Genomic DNA, 24,398 nt, shown 5'->3' with positions numbered 1-24,398 from the left:
CACTGTTGACGGCGGTGGCGCCGATCGGCGAGATGGTCCTCGGGCTGCCCGACGCCAGCCTGCGTCCGTTCATCGACAGGTACGTGGGCTATCGGGAACGGGCGGACGTGCCACTGGTCCGCCGGGAGTCCGCGGGCGTCTTCGTGGTGCTGATCCTGGGCTGGGGCGCTCCGCTGGACGTGACCGACCCGCGCAGCGCGTCGCGTGGCGTCACCGCCGTCGACTCGTTCGTGGCCGGCACCTTCGACAGTTGGTGCACCACGCGCACCGTGGGTGTGGGGGAGGGCGTCGAGTTGGTGCTCGCCCCGCTGACCGCCCGCCGGCTCCTCGGTCTGCCCCTGAGTGAGTTGACCAATCGGGCTGTCGGCGTCGGGCAGCTCCCGGGCCGTTGGCTGGATCGGCTGCGCGGCCGGCTCGCCGAGGCCCCCGGCTGGCCGGAACGGTTCGACCTGCTCGACCGGGTGCTCGCCGCCCGGCTGGCGGCGTCCCCGCCGGTGGACCCGCGGCTCGACTGGGCGTGGCGGTGGCTGACCGCCAGCGGTGGGCGGGGGAGCGTCGGTGTGCTCGCCGACGAGTTGGGCTGGAGCCGCCGGCACCTCGCGTCCCGGTTCCGGCGGGAGGTCGGGCTGCCGCCCAAGATGGCGGCCCGGCTGCTGCGTTTTCAGCAGGCTCACGCCGCGTCGAGCCAGGCCGGCGGGGCCGGGCGGGGAGTCGACTGGGCCGCCGTGGCTGCGGGCTGCGGCTACTACGACCAGTCCCACCTGATCCGGGACTTCCACGAGTTCGCGGGGGCCACACCGGCCGCGCTGCTCGCCGGCCCCTGACGACCGCCGGCCGCCCGGAGCCGGGTCGGCGACCCGCTGAGCCGACCGGAGCCGGGTCGGTGACCCGCCGAGGTCACATTCGTCCAATCCGGATCCGCGCCGCCGCGCACAGAATGGGTCATGCGAACCATCTATCCGATCTTCCGCTATCCCGATCCGCGCGTCGCGATCGACTGGCTCGGTGCCGCCTTCGGCTTCCGGGTGCATGCCGTGCACGAGGCGCCGGACGGTACCGTCGCGCACGCCGAGCTGGTCCTCGACACCGGCATGATCATGCTCGGTGGGCGGGCCGACGCCCGGCCCCGGCCGGCCGACGACGACTGGTCGGTCTACGTGGCGGTCCCGGACGTCGACGCCCACTGCGCCCAGGCCCGCGCCGCCGGCGCCGAGATCATCCGCGAGCCGTTCGACACCGACTACGGCTCCCGGGACTACGCAGCCCGCGATCTGGCCGGCAACGTCTGGTCCTTCGGCACCTACCGACCCTGAGCCCGGCCACGCCGACCCGGGACGGGTGGCCCGCCGGGATCAGCCTCAGCGGCTCTGGACCGCATTGACCTGCGGAAATGGTGTGCTCGGGCTGGCCCGGCCGGCCGGCGGCGACGAATGCCCTGATTGCGGTGTGCGAGCGAGCTATTGCACTGGGTGATCGTCCTGCGTAGTCTCCCTCGGTGGGGAGGCCGGGATGCCGCTGCCAACAAGTCCTGTCATTCGACGTGCACGTCTCGGCGCAGAGCTGCGCCAACTCCGTCGGCGCGAGTCGCTGACCCTGGAGCAGGTCTGCGAACGGCTGGGCTGGGCCTCGACGTCGAAGCTGTCCCGCATCGAGCTGGGTCAGAGTCGCCCGGACCTCGCCGACGTGCTCGATCTGCTGGATGTCTACAAGGTGCCCACGCCCGCCCGGGAGGCGCTGATCGTCATCGCCCGGGACGCGGCGACCAGTCGAGGCTGGTGGAAGACGCTGGGCGAGATGAGCGAACGGCAGCGCACCTACGCCGAGTTGGAGGCGGGCGCCGCCGACATCGTCGAGTACCAGCCGTCGGTGGTTCCGGGGCTGCTCCAGACGCCCGCGTACGCCCGGGTGTTGGTCGCGGCCGGCGCCCAGCTCACGCCGGAGGTCGATGTGGAGGCCGAGGTGCGCGCACGGGCACTGCGGCAGGAGGTGCTTCGGCGGGCCTACCCGCCGCGCTACACGGCCGTACTCGCCGAGGCCGTCTGCGACCCGGGTGACCTGCCGGTGGCGGTCTGGCGTGAACAGCTGCGTCATCTGGTCGCGGTGACCGGCCTGTCCCACGTCACGGTGCGGCTGTTGCCACGCGGGGCGGCCGGTGGCGGGCTGCATCCGCTCACGCCGTATTCCTGCTACGCCTTTCCCGACCCGGCGGACCCGCGCACCGTCATGCTCGAGGCGCTGACCACCGACGTCCGGTTGGCCACCGTGCTCGACGTGGACCGCTACGAGCGGATGACGGCGGCGCTGCTGGCCGCGGCGCTGTCACCGGAGGAGACGGTGACCGTGCTGGCCCGCCGCGTCGGTGAGTAACGGTTGAGGGGTGCCGACGGTGACGCGCCGCGCGGCCACCGGGCCCGGCGCCCCCGAGCCCGTCGGGACCGGCGGCCGGCGCGTGCGTCCGGCACGATAACCGTGGGGTACGACAGCTCGGCTCAGGCCGGTACGTCGAGGAAGTGTTCGACAACGGGCGGTCCCGCGAAGTGCGGCCCGATCAGCGCCCGCCACTTGTCGAACCGTTCGGTGGCCCGGAAGTTCTTCTCGTGCGCCTCGACCGAGTCCCATTCCACCAGCAGCACGAAGCGGGTCGGCGACTCGATTCCTCGGGTCATCCGCACCGACCGGCAGCCGGTCGCCCCGGCGAGCACCGGGTGACCCTCGGCGTACGCGGCGGCGAACGCGTCCTCGTGTCCGGGTAGTACGTCGATCAGCGCGACCTCAAGCACCATGTCGGACAGCCTCCCACGGCTGTCGGGGCAGTCGGCGTCGCGGGGTCTGTTCCGATGTCGGCGACACCCCTAGGGTCTGTGTCGTGATCATCGATTGGCTCACCGGCACCGCGTTTCGGGTGGCCGGTACGGGCACCACCTGGGCGGAGCTGCTGGGGTTCGTGACCGGTGTGCTCAACGTGTGGTTGGTGGCCCGACAGAAGATCGCCAACTGGCCGATCGGCATCGCCAACGTGCTGCTGCTCATGGTGCTGTTCTGGACAGCCGGGTTGTACGCCGACGCGGGGCTCCAGGTCGTCTACGTCGCGCTCGGCTGCTACGGCTGGTGGCACTGGCTGTTCGGGGGCGAGCGGCGTACCCGGCTCACGGTCAGCCGGACGGGGCGGCGGGAGTGGCTGGTGCTGGCCGCCGCCGGGCTGCTGCTCACCGGCGCGCTCTGGGTGCTGCTGGACCGGGCCACCGACTCGACGGTGCCGCTGCCGGACGCGGTGACAACGGCCCTGTCCCTGCTGGCCACGTACGGGCAGACCCGCAAGCGGGTGGAGAGTTGGTGGCTCTGGATCGCCGCCGACCTGATCTACATCCCGCTGTACGCGTACAAGGGGCTGCACCTGACGGCCGTGCTCTACCTGGTCTTCCTCGCCCTGTGCGTACTCGGGTTGCGGGCCTGGCGCGCCGATCTGCGTCGGGCCGCCCGGCCGGCCGCGGTCCCGCCCGGCCCGGCCCCGGTCGCCGTGTGAACGCCGAGACATCCGGCCGTGCGCCGGCGCCACGCGGGCCGGCGCGTCCGGCCGCCGCGGAGTTCGGGCACGGGATGGTGGTGGGCAAGTTCTATCCACCGCATGCCGGGCACCACGCGCTGATCCGGGCCGCCGCCGCCCGCTGCGCCGAGGTGACAGTCGTCGTGGCGCCCTCGCGTCGGGAGTCCATTGCGCTCCCGCTGCGCCTCGACTGGCTGCGGGAGGTGCACGCGGACACGCCGTGGGTCCGTTTCGTCGGCCGGTACGACGACCACCCGGTGGACTACGCCGATCCGACGGTCTGGGACGCGCACTGCGCCGTGTTCCGCGAGGCGGTCGGGTCCGCGTCGGTGGACGCGGTCTTCTCCTCCGAGGCGTACGGCGCGGAGTTGGCGCGCCGCTTCCACGCCGTACCCGTGTCGGTGGATCCGGACCGGCGGACAGTGCCGGTGTCCGGGACTGCGGTGCGCGCGGACCCGGCGGGTCACTGGCGGTGGCTGAGCCCGCCGGTGCGGGCGTGGTTCGTCCGGCGGGTGGTGGTGGTCGGGGCCGAGTCGACAGGGACCACGACGATGGCGGCGGCGCTCGCCCGGCACTACGGCACGTCCTGGGTGCCGGAGTACGGCCGGGAGTTGACGGCTCGCAAGTTGGCCCGGTTGCGGGAACGCACGCCGGGGGCGACAGTCTTCGACGTCGCCTGGGACCCTGACGACTTCCGCGCCGTGGTGCGCGAGCAGCAGGCGGCCGAGGACGCGGCGGCCCGGTCGAGTGGGCCGCTGCTGGTCTGCGACACCGACGCGCGGGCGACCGCGGTGTGGGAGGAGCGCTACCTGGGCAGCGCGTCGGAGGAGGTGCGGGCGGCGGCACGCCGTCCGGCGCTGTATCTGCTGACGGATCACCGGAGGGTGCCGTTCACCGATGACGGGCTGCGCGACGGTGAGCACCTGCGGGCCTGGATGACCGAGCGCTTCCGGGCCGAGCTGGCCGGGTGCGGGGTGCCGGTGGTGGAGTTGGCCGGGTCGCACGCCGATCGGTTGGCCCGAGCGGTGCGGGCCTGCGACGACCTGCTCGCCGGCGGCTGGTCGCTCGCCGACCCGATCGCCGCACCAGACGTGCACTAGCCTCCTAGGAAGCCCTAGCCGGTGTGACGCGTCGGGCGGTGTCCAGCGCCACCGGACGCCCGGGGTGTGATCACGGGGCGTGGTGGGCAAGAATGGTCACCGAGGAGGGGAGTATTCCCCCGCAACGGAGTCGTCAGCACGGTCGATCGCCGGAACCACGGTGCCCGACCCGGCCCCGTAGGTCGCCGCCCCTGTCCGGGGCGACGGCGGAAGAGACCTCCGACAGTCACCAGAGTGAGCGACAGCGGCACGCCGGCTCCCGCAGGGGCGTACGGTGTGCCCGACGCCGCGTGTCTGCCGGAGGAATGAACGTTGGACGTGTCCGGATTGGTGTGGGCGGGGACGCTTGTCGCACTGACTGCGGTCCTGCTCGTCGACCTGTTGATCATCGGTCGACGCCCGCACGAGCCGAGTGTGCGGGAGTCGAGCCTCTGGGTCGCCTTCTACGTCGGTCTCGCCCTGCTCTTCGGCGCGGGTGTCTGGTTGGCCTCCGGGGCCAGCGCGGCCGGCCAGTTCTACACCGGCTGGCTCACCGAGTACAGCCTCTCGGTGGACAACCTCTTCGTCTTCGTGATCATCATGGCTCGCTTCGGTGTGCCTCGGCAGTACCAGCAGAAGGTGCTGCTCGTCGGCATAGTGCTGGCGCTGGTGATGCGCGGCGGGTTCATCGCCGCGGGCGCGGCGCTGATCACGCAGTTCTCCTGGGTCTTCTACATCTTCGGCGCGTTCCTGATCTACACCGCGGTGAACCTGGCCCGGCAGGGTGAGCCGGACGAGGACGAGTTCTCCGAGAACGTGCTGATCCGGTGGAGCCGTAAGGCGCTGCCGATCTCGAAGGACTACGACGGCGCGAAGCTCACCACCCACGCGGCCGGGCGGCGGCTGTTCACCCCGATGCTGATCGTGATGATCGCGATCGGCACGACCGACCTGATCTTCGCGTTGGACTCGATCCCGGCGATCTTCGGCATCACCCAGGAGCCGTACCTGGTCTTCACCGCCAACGTCTTCGCGCTGATGGGCCTCCGGCAGCTCTACTTCCTGCTCGGTGGCCTGCTGGACCGGCTGATCTACCTGAGCTACGGTTTGGCCGTCGTGCTCGGGTTCATCGGGGTCAAGCTGGTGCTGGAGGCGCTGGCCGACAACAACCTGCCGTTCATCAACGGTGGCGAGCACGTCGGCTGGGCGCCGCACATCCCGATCTGGTTGTCGCTGCTGGTCATCATCGGCACCCTGGGCATCGCCACCGCCGCCAGCCTGATCAAGTCCTCCCGGGACCGGCGTCGCGAGTTGACCGACGCCCGACGCTGACCGGTCACCGGCCGGGTGCGGACACGCGCCCGGCCGGTGCGGGGCGTGCTCCGGAAGTGCTGCCGGCTCGACAGACACTTCCGATCTGCGCTAGACCCGGTGCGCGCCCACCAGCGTGGCGGTGCGGTCGGCCGGCAGTTCCTCTTCGATGACCCGCCGCCGCCGGTAGCAGGCGTGCAGCATCCGGCGCTGGCCGCCCTCGCCGGGGGCGGCGGTGACGATGCCGATGTGGTGGATCTTGCGGCCGGGTCGGGCGAAGAAGTAGAGATCGCCGGGGCGTTCCGCGCCCAACGACAGCCGAGTGGTGGCCACGGCCTGATCGTCGGCGTCGCGCGGCAGCAGCACCCCGAACCGCCGCCAGGCCAGATGAACGAGCCCCGAGCAGTCGATGCCGTGCGCGGAGAGACCGCCCCAGATGTAGACCACGTTCAGCAGGCGCTGTGCCACCGCGAGCGCCTGCGCGGCGGCCGGCGATGCGGCCGCCGACGGCACCAGGTGGCGGTCGGGCAGCCAGAGCGGGGTGGCCCGACCGGGGACGTGCACCGGCCGCCAGTCGTCGAGCGCGGGGCCGGCCGGAACGAGCCGGGTGCCGACGACGACGCCGGGCAGCGCCACCGGCCCGTTCGGGGTGGCGTGCAGCCCGGTGACAGTGGCGTCCACCACCAGCGGGTGGTCGGTGCTGGTGTGGGTCGGGTCGAGAACGGCCAGCTGCTCGGCGGGGAGCCAGCCCGGATAGCCGCGGGGGTCAAGCTTGGCGGCTGGTTGTTCGACGGCGACGACCCGGGCCCAGCCGTCCGGGCGCAGCTCGCTGACGAGGACCCGCTCGCCGAGCAGGAGCTGGCTCAGCACACAGTCGCCGACCTGCTGGTCGGTGTCCAGGCCCGAGACCCAGGTCGGAATGTCGGCGCCGGCGGTCAGCGCCGGACGGTCGACCGGGCGGACTGCCTCGGGGGAGGTCCACAGCGTCGCCACGGCGACCCGGACGACGGCCTCGCGGCCCGGTTGCAGCTCCACGTCAACCCCCAGATCGTGTCGGCTGTCCTGGGGAACCCTATGAAAGAAACCGACGGCCATCAACCACGAGCCTGCACTTTTGCTTCATCGATGCCGGAGATGCCCAGGCCAGGGGAGTCCGGCAGCACCACTGTCGCCCCGTCGTAGCGGATGCCACCCTGCACCGGTGACCAGGCCAGCCACCAGGCCGCGTCCAGGTCGGGGATCGCTGTGGTGCCGTACGCGGCGACCAGGCTCGCGGCCGCCCCGATGCCTACCTGACTCTCCATCATCGAGCCGACCACAGTGCCGAGCCCGTGCGCGGTGGCCAGGTCGAGGAGGGTACGGGCCGGGTGCAGTCCACCGCACTTGGCCAGTTTGACGTTGACCAGGTCGGCGGCTCGGCGGCGGATCACCTCCACCAGGTCCCGGACCCCGAAGACCGCCTCGTCGGCCAGGATCGGCACTGACACCCGGTCGCTGACCCAGGCCAGCCCGTCCAGGTCCCAGCGGGCCACCGGCTGCTCGACCAGCTCCACGTCGAGCCCGGCGTCCTCGATGCCGCGGATCACCCGGACCGCCTCCCGGGGCGTCCAGCCCTGGTTGGCGTCCAGCCGGATCCGGGTGCCGGGGCCGACGGCCGCCCGTACCGCGCGCACCCGGTCCAGGTCACCGGCCGCGTCGGTGCCGACCTTCAACTTGAGCACGCCGAAGCCGTCGGCCTGCCGCTGTCGTGCCGCTGTCGCCAGGTCCACCGCATCGCCTGCCGCCAGCGTGACGTCCGTCGGAACCCGCAGCGTGGTGCCCCCGAGCAACCGCACCAGGGGTACGCCCAGTCGCCGCGCGGCGAGGTCGTGCAGGGCGACGTCCACCGCCGCCTTCGCCGCCTCGTTGCCGACCACGGCGCGCTGCACCTCGGCGCAACGGGTCACCAGGTCGTCCGGGTCACGGCCGACCAGCTGTGGGCCGAGCAGCTCGCGGACGCACGCCTGCGCGCCGGCGACCGACGCGCCGGTGACCTGCCAGACCTGCGGCGCCTCACCGAAACCGGACCGACCGTCGCTGTCGACGAGCTCGACGACAAGAGTATCCACTGTGGTGGTACGACGCAGCGCGGTGACGAACGGGGTGTGTAAGGGGGCGGAAACCCGGTGGGTGCGTACCGCCGAGATCGTCATGTGAGGCACCCTATACGGAGGTTCACGGTGGGAGGGGAGACCGGATGACCGGGCAGGGCTGGGAGCTGGTGGGTGCACCGAACGCGCGTGACCTGGGCGGGCTCGTCGGCGCGGACGGGCGGCGGGTCCGGGTCGGCCAGTTGATCCGCACCCCGGCGCTGGGACGGCTGACCGACGAGGACCTACCGGTGCTGGCGAAGCTGGGGCCGGCGTGCGTGGTGGATCTGCGTGACGGCTCGGAGATCGCGGTCGCGCCGGAGGACAGGTTCGCCGGTGAGCCACGGGTGGTGCGCCTGCCGGTGCACGACGCCGAGCACCCGGTCTTCACGTACGTCTCGGCGGTGCTGCTCGGTCACGACCTGAACGCGTACGCGGAGCTGGCCCGGCAGGGCACGGCGGGGGCGATGGCGGCGATCTACCGCTGGTTCGTCACCGGTGAGTCGGCGCGGGTCGGTTTCGCCGAGGCGGTGCGGCTGGCGTCCCGGCCGGAAAATCTGCCGCTGATCTACCACTGCTCCGCCGGCAAGGACCGCACCGGGTGGCTGACCGTCATCCTGCTGACGGCGCTCGGGGTCGACGAGGCGGCCATTCGCGCCGACTACCTGCGCAACAACGAACTGACCGACAGCCTGCGAGCGGTGATCGTCGAGGCGATGCGCCGGCGGAACCCCGAGGTGGACGTCGACGCGGTGTTGCCGGTGCTGGAGGTCCGTGCCGAGTACCTCGACGCCGGTTACGCCGAGGTGCGTCGGGTGCACGGCTCGTTCGACGCGTACCTGCGCGACGGGTTGGGGCTCACCGACGTCGACCTCAGGGAGTTGCGGGCGCAGTTGCTGGAGTGACAGGTGCGTCGGTGGGTGTGCTGGTGCGGGCGGCCCGACCGGTGACGATCAGCGCCTGGCCGGCGGCGTAGGTCGCCATGACCAGCACCGGCGCGCCGGGTGGCTGGGCCACCTCTGCCACCCCGGCGGCGATCAGCAGGTCGGAGCCGAGGAAGAGCGCGGCGCCGAGACCGACCCGCCAGCCCTGGGTGGTGGCGGTGCTGGCCATGGCGGCCAGCGCGATCGCGTAGCCGGCCACCGGTACGGCCAGCCCGGCGTCGGTGAGCCCGTTCCACATCCAGGTGAGGGCGATGACGGTCAGCATCGCGTACCCCAGGGGGACGGCGACCAGCGGCGTGCGGCGCAGCGCGGTAGCCGCGCCGTGTCGGGTGAAGGCCGCGAGGTAGCAGAGGTGCGTGCCGAGGAAGCAGGCCATGCCGGCGAGGAACCAGTAGGTGCCGTCGATCATCAGGGCGACGTCGCCGCCGGTGGCGAATGCCAGCGCGGCGAGCAGCAGCCGGTCCGGTCGGGCCGCGCGTTCGGCGCTGACCCGCCACAGGTACGCGGCCAGCAGCGGCATCAGCAGCGGCTTGGTGAGCAGGAAGGCCAGGCCGCCGCCGGTGGCGTTGGCCAGCAGGTTCGCCGCCGTCACGACGAGGAAGGCGATCAGCGCTGTGCGACTGCGGGGCATCGGCGGCTCCGGGGTGGGGGTGCGAGCAGCGTAGCCGCAGTCTGCGGCGCTGTCCTCGCCGCCGAGGCTGTCGGGTCAGAGCTGGTGGCGGGCCGCCCAGACCTGCGCCGAGATGTGCGCGAGCAGCAGGCAGGCGTCGTCCTCGACCTGGTCGTCGCCCCCGGCCAGTTCGGTGGTGGTGCAGACGGCGATCAGGTACGGCGGGGCGTCGTCGGGCAGCACCAGGCCGGCGCCGTGGCGGACGCCGTGTACCCAACCGTTCTTGTGCGCGATGCGGGTGCCCGCAGGCAGTCCGGCGGCGAGGTCCTCGCGGTGTTCCTGAGCGAGCAGGACGTCCAGCATGGTGGCGCAGGCGGCCGGTGAGGCGAGTGGGCCGGGGGTGTCGGCCCCGGTGGCCAGGGCACCGAGCAGGGCGGCCAGATCGGCGGCGGTGACCGTGTTGGTGATGCCGGCCTCACGGGCGGCGAAGTCCTCGATGCCGCGGCCGGTGACGCTGTTGCGGGCGCCGGCGAGCGCCCAGATTTCGGCTACCGCGGGCAGCCCGACGTGGCCGAGGACGAGGTTGGTGGCGAGGTTGCTGGAGCGCACGATCATCCGGTCGGCCAGCCAGCGCAGCGACGCGGTGCCGCCGATGCGGTCCCAGACCGCGTCGTCGTTGTCGTAGGGCTTCGCGTTGGCGAACCGAGGTGCGCCGGGCTGGGCGGAGTCGAAGTCGTTGACGACCGGGACCGGGGCGTCCAGGTCCAGGGTTCCTGCCTCGGCGGCGCGGTGCAGCGCGGCGAGCACCGCCACCTTCATGGTGCTCGCGGCGTAGTGGCCGGCGTCCGCGTGACGGGTCCAGGTCGGCGGCGCGTCGGGCCGCCCCACGTACGCGGAGACGGTGCCGGGCACCTGGTCCAGGTGGGCGTCGAGATCATCCCAGGTCATGCCGGTGACCGTAGCGGATCAAGCGGGGGCGGGCTCGCGTACCCGTCGGGGGAAAGACGACGGGCGCGCCGGCCGCAAGCGGCCGACGCGCCCGGTGTCGGGTGCTGGTGAGATCAGCCGGCGTGCTTGCGGCGGGCGGTGGCCCGGCCCCGCAGCTGCTGGTCGAGCACCACCTTGCGGATGCGCACAGTGGCCGGGGTGACCTCGACGCACTCGTCCTCGCGGCAGAACTCCAGGGCCTGCTCCAGGGTGAGCTTGCGCGGCGGGACCAGCTTCTCGGTCTCGTCAGAGGTCGACTGCCGCATGTTGGTGAGCTTCTTCTCCTTGGTGATGTTGACGTCCATGTCGTCGGAGCGGGAGTTCTCCCCGACGATCATGCCCTCGTACACCTCGGTGGTGGGCTCGACGAAGAGCTGACCGCGCTCCTGAAGGTTGGTCATCGCGAAGGCGGTGACCGCGCCGGCCCGGTCGGCGACCAGCGAACCGTTGTTACGGGTGCGCAGCTCGCCGAACCACGGCTCGTACGACTCGAAGACGTGGTGCAGGATGCCGGTGCCCCGGGTGTCGGTGAGGAACTCGGTGCGGAAGCCGATCAGGCCGCGCGCCGGCACCAGCCACTCCATCCGGATCCAGCCGGTGCCGTGGTTGACCAGCTGCTCCATCCGGCCCTTGCGGGTGGCGAGGAGCTGCGTGATCGCGCCCAGGTATTCCTCCGGGGCGTCGATGGTCAGCCGCTCGACCGGCTCGCAGGTCTTGCCGTCGATCACCCGGGTGACCACCTGCGGCTTGCCGACGGTCAGCTCGTAGCTCTCCCGGCGCATCTGCTCGACCAGGATGGCCAGCGCCAGCTCGCCGCGGCCCTGCACCTCCCAGGCGTCCGGCCGCTCGGTGGGCAGGACCCGCAGGGACACGTTGCCGATCAGCTCCTTGTCGAGCCGGTCCTTGACCATCCGCGCGGTGACCTTGGAGCCCTTGAGCCGGCCGACAAGCGGCGAGGTGTTGGTGCCGATGGTCATCGAGATGGCCGGCTCGTCAACGGTGATCAGCGGCAGCGCGACCGGGTTCTCGACGTCGGCGAGGGTCTCACCGATCATGATCTCGGGGATGCCGGCGACGGCGATGATGTCGCCCGGGCCGGCGGTCTCGGCCGACGTGCGCTCCAAGCCCTCGGTCATCAGCATCTCGGAGATGCGGACCCGCTGGGTGCTGCCGTCGGTGCGGCACCAGGCCACCGTCTGACCCTTGTTGATGGTGCCCTGGCGGACCCGGCACAGCGCGAGCCGGCCGAGGAACGGCGAGGCGTCCAGGTTGGTGACGTGGGCCTGCAACGGCGCGCCCTCCTCGTACGAGGGTGCCGGGATGGTGTCCAGCAGGGTGCGGAACAGCGGCTCCAGTGAGGTGCTGTCGTCGGGCACCGAGCCGTCGGCGGGCTGGGTCAGCGAGGCGATGCCGTCGCGGGCGCAGGCGTAGACGATCGGGAAGTCAATCTGCTCCTCGTCGGCGTCCAGGTCGAGGAAGAGCTCGTAGGTGTCGTCCACGACCTCCTTGATCCGGGCGTCCGGACGGTCCACCTTGTTGATCACCAGGATGATCGGCATCCGGGCCCGCAGCGCCTTACGCAGCACGAAGCGGGTCTGCGGCAGCGGGCCCTCGCTGGCGTCGACGAGCAGCACCACGCCGTCGACCATGGTCAGGCCGCGCTCCACCTCGCCACCGAAGTCGGCGTGGCCGGGGGTGTCGATGATGTTGATGGTGACCGGGTCGGAGCCGTCCGCCGGCAGGTAACGCACACCGGTGTTCTTGGCCAGGATCGTGATGCCCTTTTCCCGCTCCAGGTCACCGGAGTCCATCACCCGCTCGGTGTTCTCGCCGCGTGCGCCGTACGCGCCGGCCTGCCGCAACATGGCGTCGACCAGGGTGGTCTTGCCGTGGTCGACGTGAGCGATGATGGCGACGTTGCGGAGGTCGGTGCGAAGCTGCATACCCTCTATCCTTCCGCCTGCGCTCGCGCAGGCTGCGTCGGGGTCACCCCCAGGTGCCCCTGATCTATGGTGAAACGGCTGTGCCGGTGGTTCCCCCGGCTGGCATGCTGGCACCCGTGTCCCGGGGGCCTGAGTGCACGACCTGCTGACCTGGGTGCAGGGTCTGCCCACCCTGTGGATCTACCTGGTCGCCGCGCTGATCGTGGCGGGCGAGACCGCGGTGATCTTCGGCCTGCTCGTGCCGGGTGAGGCTACCCTGCTGCTGGTCGGTTTCCTCACCTACAACGGTACCTTGCGGCTCGGGCCGGCGTTGCTCGCGATGATCGTCGCGGCGGTCCTCGGCGATGGCCTGGCCTTTCGGGCCGGACGGCGGTACGGCTCCCGGCTGCGCGCCGGGCTGGGGCACCGGGTCGGGCCGCAGCGGTGGGCCCGGGCCGACGCCATGCTCGCCCGCCTCGGTGGGCGGGGGGTGTTCGCCGCCCGATGGGTGGCTTTCGCCCGGACCCTGGTGCCTCGGCTGGCCGGTGCGGCCGGCATGCCGTACCGGCGGTTCGCCCTGTGGAACCTGGCCGGGGTGGTGACCTGGGTGGGCGGCTCGGTGCTACTCGGTCACCTCGCCGGTGAGTCGTACGACACTGTCTCCCGCCTTCTCGGCCGGGCCACCGGGGTGGCGTTCCTGCTGCTGGCCGGCCTGGTGGGTGTGGTGCTCGTGGGTCGGTGGCTGGGCCGTAACCCCGACCCGGTGCGCGCGCTGCTGTCCCGGGCCGGCGCGCTGCCTCCGGTGCGGTGGCTCACTGCCCGCTACGGGGTGCTGTTCTTCCTGGTGGCCATGCGGATCGGCCCGGCCTGGACGCTGCTGCTCAATCTGGCCGCCGGGTTGCTGCTGCTGTTCGCCGCCGGGCTCGCCATCGCCGGTCTGCTCGCGGTGGCGGTCCGCAACAGTGGGCTGGCCGCGCTGGACGGCGCCATCGCCGGGTGGTTCGCGGCTCGGCGTACCCCGGACGCCGCCGACGCCACACTGGTGGTGGTGTCGGTGGTACGCGGGTCGGTGCTGATTCTGTTGGTGGCGCTGGTGGCGGCGGTGCTGGCGTGGCGGAACCGACCCTGGCGGGCGGACCTGCTCAGCGTGGTCGGCACGGTGGGCGCGTTCGTGCCGCTGGTGGTGCTGGCGGTGGTGGCCGAACTGACCGGCCCGAACGGGACCGCCCCGGGCGGCGGTGAGGCGGCTGCGCTCTCGACCCAGAACGCTGTGGTCGCGGCGAGCTTCTGCACCCTGGCCTGGCTGGTGTCGCGCAGCGCCCGCTGGCCGGTGGCGGTGGCCGCCTGGACCGCCGCGGCGGCGGGGGTGCTCGGGATCGGCGGCGCGCGGCTCTACCTCGGACTGGACACGGCGAGCGGGACGGCCGCGGCGGTGCTGCTCGGGGTGCTGTGGACTGTGGTGTTCATGGTCGCCTGGGCGACCCGGGACCGGGCGGTGGACAATGGTCAGCCCCCGGTGGACCAGGCCCCCCGGCGGCCGTCGCAGGGGCAACGCCGCCCGGTCGAACCTTGTTAGGGTGCGGCGACAGTCACACGGGGGAGGCAACGGCATGGTTCGACGCATCGATCGGCTGGGCGCTGCGGCGCTCGCCGGGCTTCTGCTGGCGGGCGCGCTGGTCGGCTGCGCCGCCAAGGGGGAGACCCCATCGGGCCTGGCCGCGCCGGTCGCCGTCACCGACGGGCCGACGGATGCCCCGTCCGACGAGGTCGACGGGGAGCCGAGCCCGTCGGTGAGTGCTGTGGAATCGATGGGTTCCGCGCCGAGTCGTAGCGCGACCCCGAAGCCGAAGCCGACGAAGAAGCCGACCCGGGCGGCGCCGAAGCCGCGCACGGTGCCGAAGCCGCCCACCGAGACCGAGGTTCCGCCGGCGCCGCCGAAGCCGGCGCCGAGCTCCTGCAAGCCGACCTACAAGGGCAACCAGGCGAGCCGGTCCGAGGTGAAGGCGGCGCTGACCGATGCCGCCAACCGCACCTACTGGCCGGTGTCGGCACCGGACATCAAGATCCCGCTCAATCTGCTCAAGGCCACCGCGTGGCAGGAGAGCGGCTGGCAGTCCAACATCTACGCCTGCGACGGCGGGGTCGGGCTGTTGCAGGTGATGCCGGAGACCGCGACCTGGATGAACCAGCGGTTCGAGAAGAGCTACGAGATCGACGCCTACCAGGACAACGCCTACCTCGGCGCCACCTACCTGGCCTGGGCGACGAAGTACATCGGCGACATGTACTTCGAGTCCGACTTCCGGCTCGACCCGGCACTGTGCACCAGCGAGCTGAACTCCTGCCTGCTCAACGCCGTCATCGCCGCGTACAACTTCGGGCACGGTGCGGTGGCTCAGGAGGGGAAGCCGTTGGCCATCCCCAACCCGTCGTACGTGCGCAACGTGCGGGCGCTGATGAGCGAGTGCGTCTGTCTGGCGTACTGACCTCGACGGGGGCCGTGGCGAGATTCACCACGGCCCCCGTCGGGTCGGTCAGTCGCGCGCGGCGACCGGCTCGGGCGCGCTCGGGGTGGCCTGCACCGGGTCGCGCGTGATGCGGCCGGGCCACCAGAAGCGGTCACCGAGCAGGAACGCCAGCGCCGGCACCAGGACCGTACGGACCAGCAGGGTGTCGAGCAGGACGCCGATGCAGACGATGATCCCGATCTGGGTCAGGGTGATCAGCGGCAGCACACCGAGCACGGCGAAGACCGCGGCGAGCAGCACCCCGGCGCTGGTGATCACCCCGCCGGTGACCCGTAGGGCGGAGAGCATCCCGGCGCGGGTGCCGGCGCTGCGGGCGTCCTCCCGGGCCCGGGTGACCAGGAAGATGTTGTAGTCCACCCCGAGCGCCACCAGGAACACGAAGGCGAGCAGCAGCACACCGCTGTCCAGGGCCGGGAAGCCCAGCACGTGGTCGAAGAGCAGCCAGGCCGCGCCGAGGCTGGCGAAGTAGGACGCGATCACGGTGAGCACCAGCAGCAGCGGCGCGAGCAGACCGCGTAGCAGCAGCACGAGCACGGCGCCGACCAGCAGCAGGATGATCGGCAGGATGAGTCGCAGATCCCGGTCGTTGGCCTCGTCGGAGTCGTAGGTGGCGGCCACGGAGCCACCGACGATCGCCCCGGACGGGGCGTCGGCGCCGGCGGCGGCCGGCGGCGCGGAGTCGGGAACGGCGGCGACCGCCGCGCGCAGCGCCTCGATCGCGCGGTCCGAGGCGGTGGTGCCGGGTTCGGCGTCGAGGACCACGTCGACCTGGGCGACGGCGGTGCCGGCGTCGCCGGGGCGCGCCGAGGCGACACCGGGTACCGCGGTGGCGGCGTCGGTGACCGCCCGCACCGCCGCCGGGGTGGTGATCACGGCGACGGGTTGGGTGCTGCCGGCGGGGAATGCCCTGGCCAGGGTCTGTGCCCCGGTCACCGCCTCGGGCTCGGCCCGGAACTGTTCGGTCTCGGACAGGCCGGTACGGATGCCGAGCCCACCCAGTGCCAGGCCCCCGAGCAGCACTGTGGCCAGCGTCGCGACCACCACCGGGCGGCGTTGCACGGCAGCGCCGAGTCGACCCCAGAGCCGACCCTCGCGCACCGGGCCGCCGACGCGGGGTACGAACGGCCAGAACAGGCCGCGACCGAAGAGCACCAGCACGGCGGGGAGCACGAACAGGGCCGAGAGCATGGCGAAGACCACACCGGTGGCGCAGGCCACGGCCAGCGCGCGGTTGGTCTCCTGCTCACTGAGCAGCAGTGTCAGCACGCCGAGCACGACGGTGCCACCACTGGCGAGGATCGGCTCCGCGGTGCGGCGCAACGCGGCGCGCATCGCCGCGAACCGGTCCTCCTCGCGGCGCAGCTCCTCCCGGTAGCGGGCGATGAGCAGCAGCGCGTAGTCGGTGGCGGCGCCGAAGACCAGCACGCTGGCGATGCCGGTGACCTGACCCTGCTGGAGGTTGATGCCGACGCCCGGCACGATGACGTCCACCGCGCGCAGGGTGAGCTGCTCGGTGGCGGCGACCACGACCAGCGGCACGATCCACAGGAACGGGCTGCGGTAGGTGATCAGCAGGAGCAGCGCGACCACCGCGGCGGTCACCACGAGCAGTGTGACGTCGGCGCCGTCGAACACCGAGGAGAGGTCGGCGGTGAAAGCCGGGGCGCCGGTCACCTCGGCGGTCAGCCCGTCGGGCAGGTCGGCGAGGGTGGCGCGCAGCTGGGTCACCGCGTCGGTGACGACCTCCTGCCCGCCGGCGGTGTCCAGCGGCACGACGACCAGGGCCACCGCGCCGTCCGGGGAGACCTGGGCGGGGCTGACCTGCCCACCCACCGCGAAGCGGCGCAGACCCTCGGCGCGAGCGCCGACCGTCGCCCGGTCGGTCGCGCTCAGCGCGCCGCCGTCGCCACGACTGATCACCACGATGGCCGGCTGCACGTCGCTGGAGGGCAGTTGATCCTGGAGACGTTGCACCTGGGTCGACTGCCACTGCACCGACAGGCCGGTGGCGGAGACCGGCGCCGGATTGTCCGGCTGGGGTGTCCCGAAGACGGCAGCGCCCACGACGATCGCGGCGGCCACGGTGAGCCAGGCGGCCAGCCGGCCACGAGCGACTCTGGTGAACACAGACATCAGGTGACCTCAAGGTCCTTCGAAAGACAAGTATCTTGATAACCGAGATTATCCGGGGCTGTTCTATGCTGCAACCCGGGGGACCGACGACGAGAAGAGCGGCGCGAGGTGGCGACTCACGGCATGTACCGACGGCGCGACACGCGCCGCGAGCAGCTGGTCGCGGAGATCACCAACAACCTCCGGCGGTACGCGGTGGACGCCCAGCAGGTCGGCCACGCCTTCGCCAACCTGCACGGTCTCAACCCGACCGACCTGCAGGCGCTGATCGCGGTGATGGACGCCGAGCTGCTCGGTGACCCGATCACCCCCGGCCGTCTCGGCGAGCAGCTGAACCTCTCCTCCGGCTCGGTCACGGCCCTCATCGACCGGCTGGAACGGGCCGGGCACATCCGCCGCGACCGGGACACCGTCGACCGGCGCAAGGTGCTGCTGCACTACGCCGACCAGGGCGCCGCCCTGGCCATGGAGTTCTTCCGGCCGCTGGGCGCCCGTACCGACACGGTGATGGCCCGCTTCAGCGAGGACGAGCTGGAGGTGGTGCGGCGGTTCATGGCGGAGATGAGCGAGTCGCTGCGGGGGCACCGCGACGCGGTGCGCGCCGCCCGGCCGGAGTCACCGCGCCGCCCCACGGGCTGACCGGTGCCGGACCTCGTCACCCGCCTCGCCAGCGCCGCGCTGCGCCTGCCACCGAGCCGCCCCGGCCCGGTGCGGGTCAGCCGCGGCCTCCCGGTGCGGGCCCGCGACGGTGTGGTGCTGCGCACCGACCACTACGCCCCGGCCGTCCGCGGCGCGCCGACCGTGCTGATCCGCACCCCCTACGGACGCGGTGGACCGCTGCGGCTGCTCGGTCGGCTGCTCGCCGCCCGGGGTCGACACGCGGTGATCCAGTCGTGCCGGGGCACCGGCGGCTCCGGTGGAACGTTCGCCCCGCTGGTGCACGAGCGCGACGACGGCGCTGACACACTGGACTGGCTGCGCCGCCAGCCCTGGTGGTCCGGGCAACTCGGCATGTTCGGTGTCAGCTACCAGGGCTTCGCCCAGTGGGCACTGGCCGCCGACGCCGGCGAGGAGCTGCGCGCGATGGTCGCCGTGGTGACCGCCTCGGCCACCCGCGACTCGACGTACGCGGGGGAGTCCTTCGCCCTGGACACCGTGCTGACCTGGGCGGAGCTGCTGCACGCGCAGACAGTGCCGTGGCTGGCCCGGCAGTGGGAACTCAAGCGCGGGCAACCCCGGCTGGCCGCCGCGCTGGAACACCTCCCCCTGGCCGAGGCCGACCGGGTGGCCACCGGCGTGACCATCCCGTTCTTCCAGGAGTGGCTGCGCCACCACACACCGCAGGCCGCGTACTGGCGGACCCGGGTCTTCGCCGACCAGGTCGCGAAGGTGCGGGCGCCGGTGGTCATGGTCACCGGGTGGCACGACATCTTCCTGCCCGCCCAGCTCGACGACCACGCCGTGCTGCGCGCCGCCGGCACACCGCCGCGCCTGGTGATCGGTCCGTGGACGCACGGCAGCCCCGGACTGTTCGTGGCCGCGCTGCGCGAGGGGCTGGCCTGGCTCGACGAGCATCTGCCGGCCGCGCCGCGATCGCCCGTCCCGGCGGGACCAGCACGGCCGCCCGTACGCATCTACGTCAGCGGCGCCGGTGGCGGCTGGCGGGACCTGCCGGACTGGCCACCCCCGGCGGTCGAGACCGCCTGGCACCTGCAACCCGGTGGCGAACTGGCGGCACGCCCACCTGTCACGTCGACACCGGACGCACTCCGCTACGACCCCGCCGACCCCACCCCGTCGCTGGGCGGTCCGCTGCTCGTCGCCCAACGGGCCGGCCCGGTCGACAACCGGCGTGTCGAGGCCCGCCCCGACGTGCTGACCTACACCAGCGCCCCACTGACCGCGCCGGTCGAGGTGATCGGCCCGGTCCGCGCCGAGATCCACCTCCGCAGCGACCTGCCGTACCTGGACGTCTTCGTTCGTCTGTGCGACGTGGACCGCCGGGGTCGCTCGTGGAACGTGTGCGACGGCCTGGTGCGGGTCACGCCCGAGCGCTTCCCGGCCGACCCTTGCGGGGCGCTGCGGATTCCGGTGCCGCTCTGGCCGACCGCGTACCGTTTCGCCGCCGGGCACCGACTGCGGGTGCAGGTCTCCGGCGGCGCCCATCCACGGTGGGCCCGCAACCCGGGCACCGGGGAGCCGCTCGGCACGGCGGTGACGCTGCGTGCCGGTTGGCGGCAGGTTCTGCACGATCCGACGCACCCTTCGGCGCTGCTGCTGCCGATCGTCCACTCTGCCCCGCCACCACGTCCAATCTGAACAGACCCATCCTGAGCTGGGCGTTTGTCGAAAACGCGGGCTATGGTTGAGTCAACGCCCGGCGCCGTGCACCAGTAGGCCGGGCTCGCCCGAAGCCCAGCACCGCGTACGCGGTGTGACGTCGTGCCCGGTCCCCGCCTCTCGGAAAGGGGGACCCCATGACCCGGGCCCCGGCTAATCTTCTCGCCGTCCGAAGCCTGCTCCTCACTCACCTCGACAACGCCCCCGGGCCGGACGACCTGGATCCGGGCGAGGTCGGCATCGTCGGCGACTCAGCCCACCGGGGTGGCTACCACTGCGGATCGGATCGGGTGGTCCGCAACGACTACTCGGTGGTCGAGTCCCCCCGCGACCGGGCCGGACTGACCCTCGACGCGGCGGCACTCGACGTCGGGCAGTTCAATGTCCGCTCCGGCGGTCGGGCCAACACGCTGCCCAGCTTCTCGGTCTGGTGCGTCGCGCAGTGCGCCGCGAACGCCGCCGACACCCGGGACATCCGGGAGATCATCTACAGCCCCGACGGCACCACCGTGAGGCGGTGGGATCGCCTCGGCAAGCGCACCAGCGGCGACAGCTCCCACCGCTGGCACACCCACTTCAGCTTCTTCCGCGACGCCATCAAGGCGGGCCGCGACCAGCGGCCCCTGTTCCGCCGCTACCTCAGCTCCATCGGACTCCTGGAGGACGACGACATGACCCCCGAAGAACACAACTGGCTGGCCACCGTCCACAAGAACCTCACGATGCTGGACGGCCGCAACCCGGTCGGGCAGATCTACACCCGGATGGCGATGGGCGAGGATGCCACAGTCCCGAACTTCGTCTCGGCGCACCCGACGCTGACGTCGCTCGCCGCCCAGGTGAGCGAGTTGCAGACGGCGCTGACAGCGCTGTCCAGCCGGGACTTCACCGACGAGCCGGCGATCGTCCAGGGCGTCCTGGCCTCGCTGACGCCGGAGAAGATCGCCGCAGCCATCCCGCCCACAATGGCCAAGCAGGTCGCCGACGAGCTGGCCCGCCGGCTGGTCGCCTGAGCGAGGGGCGGCCCGAGGCCGCCGGGCCGCCCCTCTTGGCGCATTCCGCAACGACTGTTGAGCAATGATTGTTGCGCAAGAGTCGTTGCGGATGCCATTCTGTCGGCATGGACAGCTCCGACGTACGCCAGATCACCGACTCCCGGGTGCTGGCCGCCATGTCCCACCCGCTGCGCCGCCGGCTGATGGACGTGTTCAAGGTCCACGGGCCCTCCACCGTCGGGCTGCTCGCCGAGCGCACCGACCAGGCCCCGGCGAACGTCAGCCACCACCTCAAGGTCCTCGCCGCCGCCGACCTGGTCACCGAAGCCCCCGAGTTGGCCCGCGACCGGCGCGAGCGGTGGTGGCGGCTCGTCACCCGAGGGGTGCGCTGGTCCAACACCGACTTCGACGCCGACCCCGCCGCCCGGGCGGTCGCCGACGCCGCCACCTCGCTCAACCTGGACCGGCACGTCGCACTGGCCCGCGCATGGCACGCCGCCGACGAGGCCGAGCAGGCATCCTGGCAGGACGCGGCGTTCTCCACCGACCACTGGCTGCGCCTCACGCCCGAGGAACTGGCCGAGCTGAGCCGCGAGATGATCGGCGTCCTCAAGCGCTGGGCCGACCGGGAGTCACCCGACGACGACGCCGACCGCAGGCCGGTCTTCGTGTTCGTCCACGGCGTACCGGCCCGACCGTGACCGCCGCCACCCGCAGCGACCCGACCCCCGTCCGCCAGGCCGGCGGATTGCTGCGGCACCGCGATTTCCGGTTGCTCTGGACCGGCCAGACGGTCAGCAGCATCGGCAGCAACGTCACCACTGTCGCGCTTCCGCTGGTTGCCGTCGCCGTCCTCGACGCCGGCACCTTCCAGGTGGCGGTGCTCACCGCCGCGGCCTGGCTGCCCTGGCTGCTGATCGGCCTGCCTGCCGGCGCGTGGGTGGACCGGCTGCCCCGCCGACCCGTGATGGTGGCGTGCGACCTGTTCCGCGCGCTGCTCTTCCTCAGCGTGCCGCTCGCCGCCGCACTCGACCGGCTCACCGTCTGGCACCTGCTCCTGGTGGCGCTCAGCGCCGGCGTCGCCCGGGTCTTCTTCGAAACAGCCGACCAGGTGTACCTGCCGGTGCTGCTGCGGCCCGAGCAACTGCCGGAGGGCAACGCCAAGCTGCACGCCGCCCAGACCGCGAGCTATGTCGTCGGCCCCGGCGTCGCAGGTCTGATCGCCCAGGTCATCGGTGCGGTCACCGCTCTGCTGCTGGACGCGATCAGCTTCCTGGTCTCCGCGGTGTGCCTGCTGCGGATCCGTACCGTCGAACCGCGCGTTCGCCGAGTGGACCAGTCGCGGTCACTGCGCCGCGACATCGCCGAAGGGCTGCGCTTCGTCGCCCGAGACCCGTACCTGCGGGTGCTGACGGTCTTCGGCGCGGCCAGCAACATCGGGCTGACCGGCTACCAGGCCGTCCTGGTGGTCTTCCTGGTCCGTGAGTTGCGTCTCGAACCGGGCCTGGTGGGCGTGCTGATCGCCGTGATGAGCGCCGGGGGGATCATCGGCGCGCTGCTCGCCACCACCGTGGCCCGGCGCTGCGGCACCGCCCGGGCACTGCTGATCGCGGCGGCGCTCACCGGCCCGCCCGCGCTGCTCATCCCGCTCGCCGCACCCGGCGTCGGGCTGGCCTGGCCAGCCCTCGGCGGGCTGCTGATCGGTCTCGGGGTGGCCATCGGCAACGTGGTCAAGGGCGCCTTCCGGCAGACCTACACGCCGCACCACCTGCTGGGCCGGGTGACAGTGAGCATGCATCTGCTCAACTACGGCACGATCCCGCTGGCCGCCGTGCTGGCCGGTGCCATTGGCGCACGTTACGGCGTCCAGACGGCAATTGTCGCGATGACCGCCTGGTTGGCGTTCACCCCGTTGATCCTGCTGATCGGGCCAATCCGGAGGCGGCGGGACCTGCCCGCCGCCCCGGCGGCGTCTTGAGTGCGCTGCGACGGCGGCCGGAGACCGGCCGCCGTCACCGGCACGGAGCTACATCGGGCGGACGTTGTCCGCCTGCGGACCCTTCTGCCCCTGGGTCACCTCGAACTCGACCTTCTGGCCCTCGTTGAGCTCCCGGTAGCCGCTCGAAGCGATGGCGGAGTAGTGGACGAACACGTCCGGCCCTCCACCGTCCTGCTCGATGAAGCCGAAGCCCTTTTCCGAGTTGAACCACTTAACCGTGCCGGTTGCCATGCATCTCTCCCTGTTCAAAGCGGCTGACCCTCGGCCTCTGGCCGATGATCGCCCGTACCTGTTCGACAGTAACGGGCAAAACCCCGATCCGCTGGCCGAAGTGCCGTAGGTATTTGACTGAACTCGGGTGAACTCTGCGCGGCGGCATGCGAAACCCGCCCCGACCAACCGTCGCTGGGGCATGCTTGCGCCGATGAAGGATGCCCCAGCCGACGCGCTGACCGAGCTGGAACGCGAGATCCACGCACCCGGCGCCGGTCTGGACCGGCTCCGGTTGATGCCCACCCCGTTCGTCCCCGAGGTGCGGCTGCACCTGGCCGAGGACGCGATCGTCTGGTGGGCCCGGATGGAGGCAGCCGCCGGACACGCGCTGCCGGCACCGTACTGGGCGTCCGCCTGGGCCGGGGGACAGGCATTGGCCCGCCACCTCCTGGACCACCCGGAGTTGGCAGCCGGCCGCCGCGTGCTCGACCTCGCCGCCGGCTCCGGACTGGTAGCCATCGCCGCCGCGCTCGCCGGCGCCGCGGAGGTGATCGCCAACGACATCGACCCGTACGCCGTCGCCGCCGTCACCCTCAACGCGCGGGCCAACCACGTCACCGTCGACGCCACCGGAGACGACCTGCTCGACGGCACCGAAGCGAAGGTCGACCTGGTCGTCGCCGGAGACGTCTTCTACGACCGCGCGATGGCCGACCGGATGCTGCCCTTCCTGCAGCGGGCCGCAGCCGCAGGTGCCGACGTGCTGGTCGGCGACCCCGGCCGCGGACACCTGCCGACGGACCGCCTGACCGTGCTGGCCGACTACCCGGTGCCCACCACCGAACCGTCGGTCGACTCGTCGCTACGCCACGTGCAGGTGCTGCGCCCCGACTGAGGCGGACCCTGACTCAGGGGCGACCCCGAGGCGGATACCAGGGGTCACTGGGGGCTACGACCCGATGTCCGAAGTGGCGCTACGGCCATAGCGTCGACGCATGACGCAATGGCTGGCCCAGATCGGCGAACTACCGATTCTGCTGCTGATGGGTGCGCTCGGGCTCGTCATGCTCTTCGACGCCGTACCCCTGCTGGGTGTCCTGGTCCCCGGCGACGTCGCGATCCTCGCCGCCGTCGGCGTCGGCCGCCCGAGTACCGGGCTGGCGACCTTCACCGCGGTGCTGATCGGCTGCCTGGCCGGCTGGTCGCTGAGCTTCCTGGTCGGCCGTCGCTACTCCGAACGACTGCGCGACAGCCGCGTCGGCGGCTGGATCGGCGAGGCACGCTGGACAGCGGCCGAAGGAATCCTGCGTCGCGGCGGCGGCCGGATGATGGTGGTCGCGCCGTTCCTGCCGGTCTTCAACGCGCTGCTGCCACTGGCCGCCGGCGGGCTGCGGATGTCGTACCGCCGATTTCTCGGCTGCGCGACGATCGGCGCGGCCGCCTGGGCCGGTCTCTACCTAGCCCTGGGCACCGCGTCACGGTCGGTGGCCGGGCTGCTGCCGGGCGACCCCAGCCCGCTGCTGGTCACGATGGGGGTCGGGCTGGTGCTGGCTTCCGTCGCGTTGCTGGGGGCGCGGCGGCGGTTGTTCTCCGTCGTTGGCTGAGCTTTGTTCGCGCTCTGGGGGGGGGGCTTGGGGCCGGGCTGCGGTGGGTGGGGGCGGGGG

The 24,398-nt window shown here is 72.1% G+C and carries 24 protein-coding genes; 16 read left to right on the top strand and 8 right to left on the bottom strand.

The genetic code is table 11. The features are described 5' to 3' along the window. The first annotated feature begins 14 nt into the window (after positions 1–14). From MED01_RS28870 to MED01_RS28860, 3 genes are all read left to right on the top strand, one after another. Positions 15–824 carry an AraC family transcriptional regulator gene (locus MED01_RS28870; RefSeq protein WP_238671667.1) on the top strand — a complete coding sequence of 270 codons (810 nt, stop codon included), beginning with the start codon at positions 15–17 and terminating at the stop codon, positions 822–824. Positions 825–944: 120 nt separating this feature from the next. Continuing rightward, positions 945–1,313 (top strand): VOC family protein, encoded by a 369-nt coding sequence (locus MED01_RS28865; protein WP_238671649.1) that lies wholly within the window; start codon positions 945–947, stop codon positions 1,311–1,313. A gap of 196 nt (positions 1,314–1,509) precedes the next feature. Continuing rightward, the gene (locus MED01_RS28860; protein WP_238671648.1) at positions 1,510–2,367 is read left to right on the top strand and encodes a helix-turn-helix domain-containing protein; all 858 of its coding nucleotides are present in this window, start codon (positions 1,510–1,512) and stop codon (positions 2,365–2,367) included. Between the two features lie 122 nt (positions 2,368–2,489). Here the strand turns inward: MED01_RS28860 and MED01_RS28855 are convergent, their stop codons facing one another. Beyond that, positions 2,490–2,783, bottom strand: a complete 294-nt coding sequence (locus tag MED01_RS28855) for an antibiotic biosynthesis monooxygenase family protein (protein ID WP_210785904.1) — start codon at positions 2,781–2,783, stop codon at positions 2,490–2,492. 83 nt (positions 2,784–2,866) lie between these two features. Between MED01_RS28855 and pnuC the strand changes: the two genes are divergently transcribed. The 3 genes from pnuC to MED01_RS28840 all read left to right on the top strand — a co-directional run bounded on the left by pnuC (position 2,867) and on the right by MED01_RS28840 (position 5,955). After that, complete coding sequence (pnuC, locus tag MED01_RS28850) at positions 2,867–3,523, top strand: nicotinamide riboside transporter PnuC (protein ID WP_238671647.1); 657 nt, start codon at positions 2,867–2,869, stop codon at positions 3,521–3,523. Continuing rightward, positions 3,520–4,644, top strand: coding sequence for an AAA family ATPase (locus MED01_RS28845; RefSeq protein ID WP_238671646.1), 1,125 nt, complete (start codon positions 3,520–3,522; stop codon positions 4,642–4,644). The genes pnuC and MED01_RS28845 overlap by 4 nt, the downstream gene beginning before the upstream one ends. 312 nt (positions 4,645–4,956) lie before the next feature. Then, the gene (locus tag MED01_RS28840) at positions 4,957–5,955 is read left to right on the top strand and encodes a TerC family protein (RefSeq protein ID WP_238671645.1); all 999 of its coding nucleotides are present in this window, start codon (positions 4,957–4,959) and stop codon (positions 5,953–5,955) included. 90 nt (positions 5,956–6,045) lie between these two features. Here MED01_RS28840 and MED01_RS28835 read toward each other — a convergent pair whose 3' ends face one another. Beyond that, positions 6,046–6,969: a C40 family peptidase gene (locus MED01_RS28835; RefSeq protein WP_238671644.1), complete on the bottom strand. Its 924-nt coding sequence runs from the start codon at positions 6,967–6,969 to the stop codon at positions 6,046–6,048. Between the two features lie 59 nt (positions 6,970–7,028). Then, on the bottom strand, positions 7,029–8,126 hold the full coding sequence (locus tag MED01_RS28830) for a mandelate racemase/muconate lactonizing enzyme family protein (RefSeq protein WP_238671643.1): 1,098 nt from the start codon (positions 8,124–8,126) through the stop codon (positions 7,029–7,031). Between the two features lie 44 nt (positions 8,127–8,170). Here MED01_RS28830 and MED01_RS28825 point away from each other — a divergent pair, with 44 nt between their 5' ends. Next, positions 8,171–8,968 (top strand): tyrosine-protein phosphatase, encoded by a 798-nt coding sequence (locus MED01_RS28825; RefSeq protein ID WP_238671642.1) that lies wholly within the window; start codon positions 8,171–8,173, stop codon positions 8,966–8,968. Here MED01_RS28825 and MED01_RS28820 read toward each other — a convergent pair. The 3 genes from MED01_RS28820 to typA all read right to left on the bottom strand — a co-directional run bounded on the left by MED01_RS28820 (position 8,937) and on the right by typA (position 12,547). After that, positions 8,937–9,638 carry a lysoplasmalogenase gene (locus MED01_RS28820; RefSeq protein WP_238671641.1) on the bottom strand — a complete coding sequence of 234 codons (702 nt, stop codon included), beginning with the start codon at positions 9,636–9,638 and terminating at the stop codon, positions 8,937–8,939. The genes MED01_RS28825 and MED01_RS28820 overlap by 32 nt on opposite strands. Before the next feature lie 75 nt (positions 9,639–9,713). Continuing rightward, a complete protein-coding gene (locus tag MED01_RS28815; protein ID WP_238671640.1) occupies positions 9,714–10,565 on the bottom strand; it encodes a serine hydrolase in 852 nt (283 codons plus the stop codon). 113 nt (positions 10,566–10,678) lie between these two features. Beyond that, positions 10,679–12,547, bottom strand: a complete 1,869-nt coding sequence (gene typA, locus MED01_RS28810; protein WP_091407975.1) for a translational GTPase TypA — start codon at positions 12,545–12,547, stop codon at positions 10,679–10,681. 133 nt (positions 12,548–12,680) lie between these two features. Here typA and MED01_RS28805 point away from each other — a divergent pair, with 133 nt between their 5' ends. Both MED01_RS28805 and MED01_RS28800 read left to right on the top strand, forming a co-directional pair. Then, complete coding sequence (locus tag MED01_RS28805) at positions 12,681–14,102, top strand: DedA family protein (protein ID WP_238671639.1); 1,422 nt, start codon at positions 12,681–12,683, stop codon at positions 14,100–14,102. Positions 14,103–14,136: 34 nt separating this feature from the next. Then, positions 14,137–15,012 carry a lytic transglycosylase domain-containing protein gene (locus MED01_RS28800; protein WP_238671638.1) on the top strand — a complete coding sequence of 292 codons (876 nt, stop codon included), beginning with the start codon at positions 14,137–14,139 and terminating at the stop codon, positions 15,010–15,012. A gap of 48 nt (positions 15,013–15,060) precedes the next feature. On the opposite strand, the gene MED01_RS28795 is transcribed toward MED01_RS28800, so the two are convergent. Beyond that, positions 15,061–17,187, bottom strand: a complete 2,127-nt coding sequence (locus MED01_RS28795) for an MMPL family transporter (protein ID WP_238671637.1) — start codon at positions 17,185–17,187, stop codon at positions 15,061–15,063. Positions 17,188–17,310: 123 nt separating this feature from the next. Between MED01_RS28795 and MED01_RS28790 the strand changes: the two genes are divergently transcribed. The 5 genes from MED01_RS28790 to MED01_RS28770 all read left to right on the top strand — a co-directional run bounded on the left by MED01_RS28790 (position 17,311) and on the right by MED01_RS28770 (position 22,500). Continuing rightward, positions 17,311–17,826 (top strand): MarR family winged helix-turn-helix transcriptional regulator, encoded by a 516-nt coding sequence (locus MED01_RS28790; RefSeq protein ID WP_238671636.1) that lies wholly within the window; start codon positions 17,311–17,313, stop codon positions 17,824–17,826. Between the two features lie 3 nt (positions 17,827–17,829). Next, positions 17,830–19,506 (top strand): CocE/NonD family hydrolase, encoded by a 1,677-nt coding sequence (locus MED01_RS28785; RefSeq protein WP_238671635.1) that lies wholly within the window; start codon positions 17,830–17,832, stop codon positions 19,504–19,506. A gap of 158 nt (positions 19,507–19,664) precedes the next feature. Further along, a complete protein-coding gene (locus tag MED01_RS28780; RefSeq protein WP_238671634.1) occupies positions 19,665–20,540 on the top strand; it encodes a hypothetical protein in 876 nt (291 codons plus the stop codon). A 107-nt stretch (positions 20,541–20,647) separates the two neighbouring features. Continuing rightward, complete coding sequence (locus tag MED01_RS28775; RefSeq protein WP_238671633.1) at positions 20,648–21,223, top strand: ArsR/SmtB family transcription factor; 576 nt, start codon at positions 20,648–20,650, stop codon at positions 21,221–21,223. Then, on the top strand, positions 21,220–22,500 hold the full coding sequence (locus MED01_RS28770) for an MFS transporter (protein WP_238671632.1): 1,281 nt from the start codon (positions 21,220–21,222) through the stop codon (positions 22,498–22,500). The genes MED01_RS28775 and MED01_RS28770 overlap by 4 nt, the downstream gene beginning before the upstream one ends. Before the next feature lie 48 nt (positions 22,501–22,548). Here MED01_RS28770 and MED01_RS28765 read toward each other — a convergent pair whose 3' ends face one another. Then, positions 22,549–22,752, bottom strand: a complete 204-nt coding sequence (locus MED01_RS28765; protein WP_007462771.1) for a cold-shock protein — start codon at positions 22,750–22,752, stop codon at positions 22,549–22,551. A gap of 193 nt (positions 22,753–22,945) precedes the next feature. Between MED01_RS28765 and MED01_RS28760 the strand changes: the two genes are divergently transcribed. Together MED01_RS28760 and MED01_RS28755 are read left to right on the top strand one after the other, a co-directional pair. Next, positions 22,946–23,629: a class I SAM-dependent methyltransferase gene (locus tag MED01_RS28760; protein ID WP_308193574.1), complete on the top strand. Its 684-nt coding sequence runs from the start codon at positions 22,946–22,948 to the stop codon at positions 23,627–23,629. 100 nt (positions 23,630–23,729) lie between these two features. After that, entirely contained in the window at positions 23,730–24,338 is a 609-nt protein-coding gene (locus tag MED01_RS28755) for a DedA family protein (protein ID WP_238671630.1), read from the top strand. Positions 24,339–24,398 lie beyond the last annotated feature (60 nt).

The sequence above is a fragment of the Micromonospora alfalfae genome, assembly GCF_022230925.1.
In the GTDB taxonomy this organism is placed as follows: domain Bacteria; phylum Actinomycetota; class Actinomycetes; order Mycobacteriales; family Micromonosporaceae; genus Micromonospora; species Micromonospora alfalfae.
This window is presented reverse-complemented; position numbering and strand designations above follow the sequence as displayed.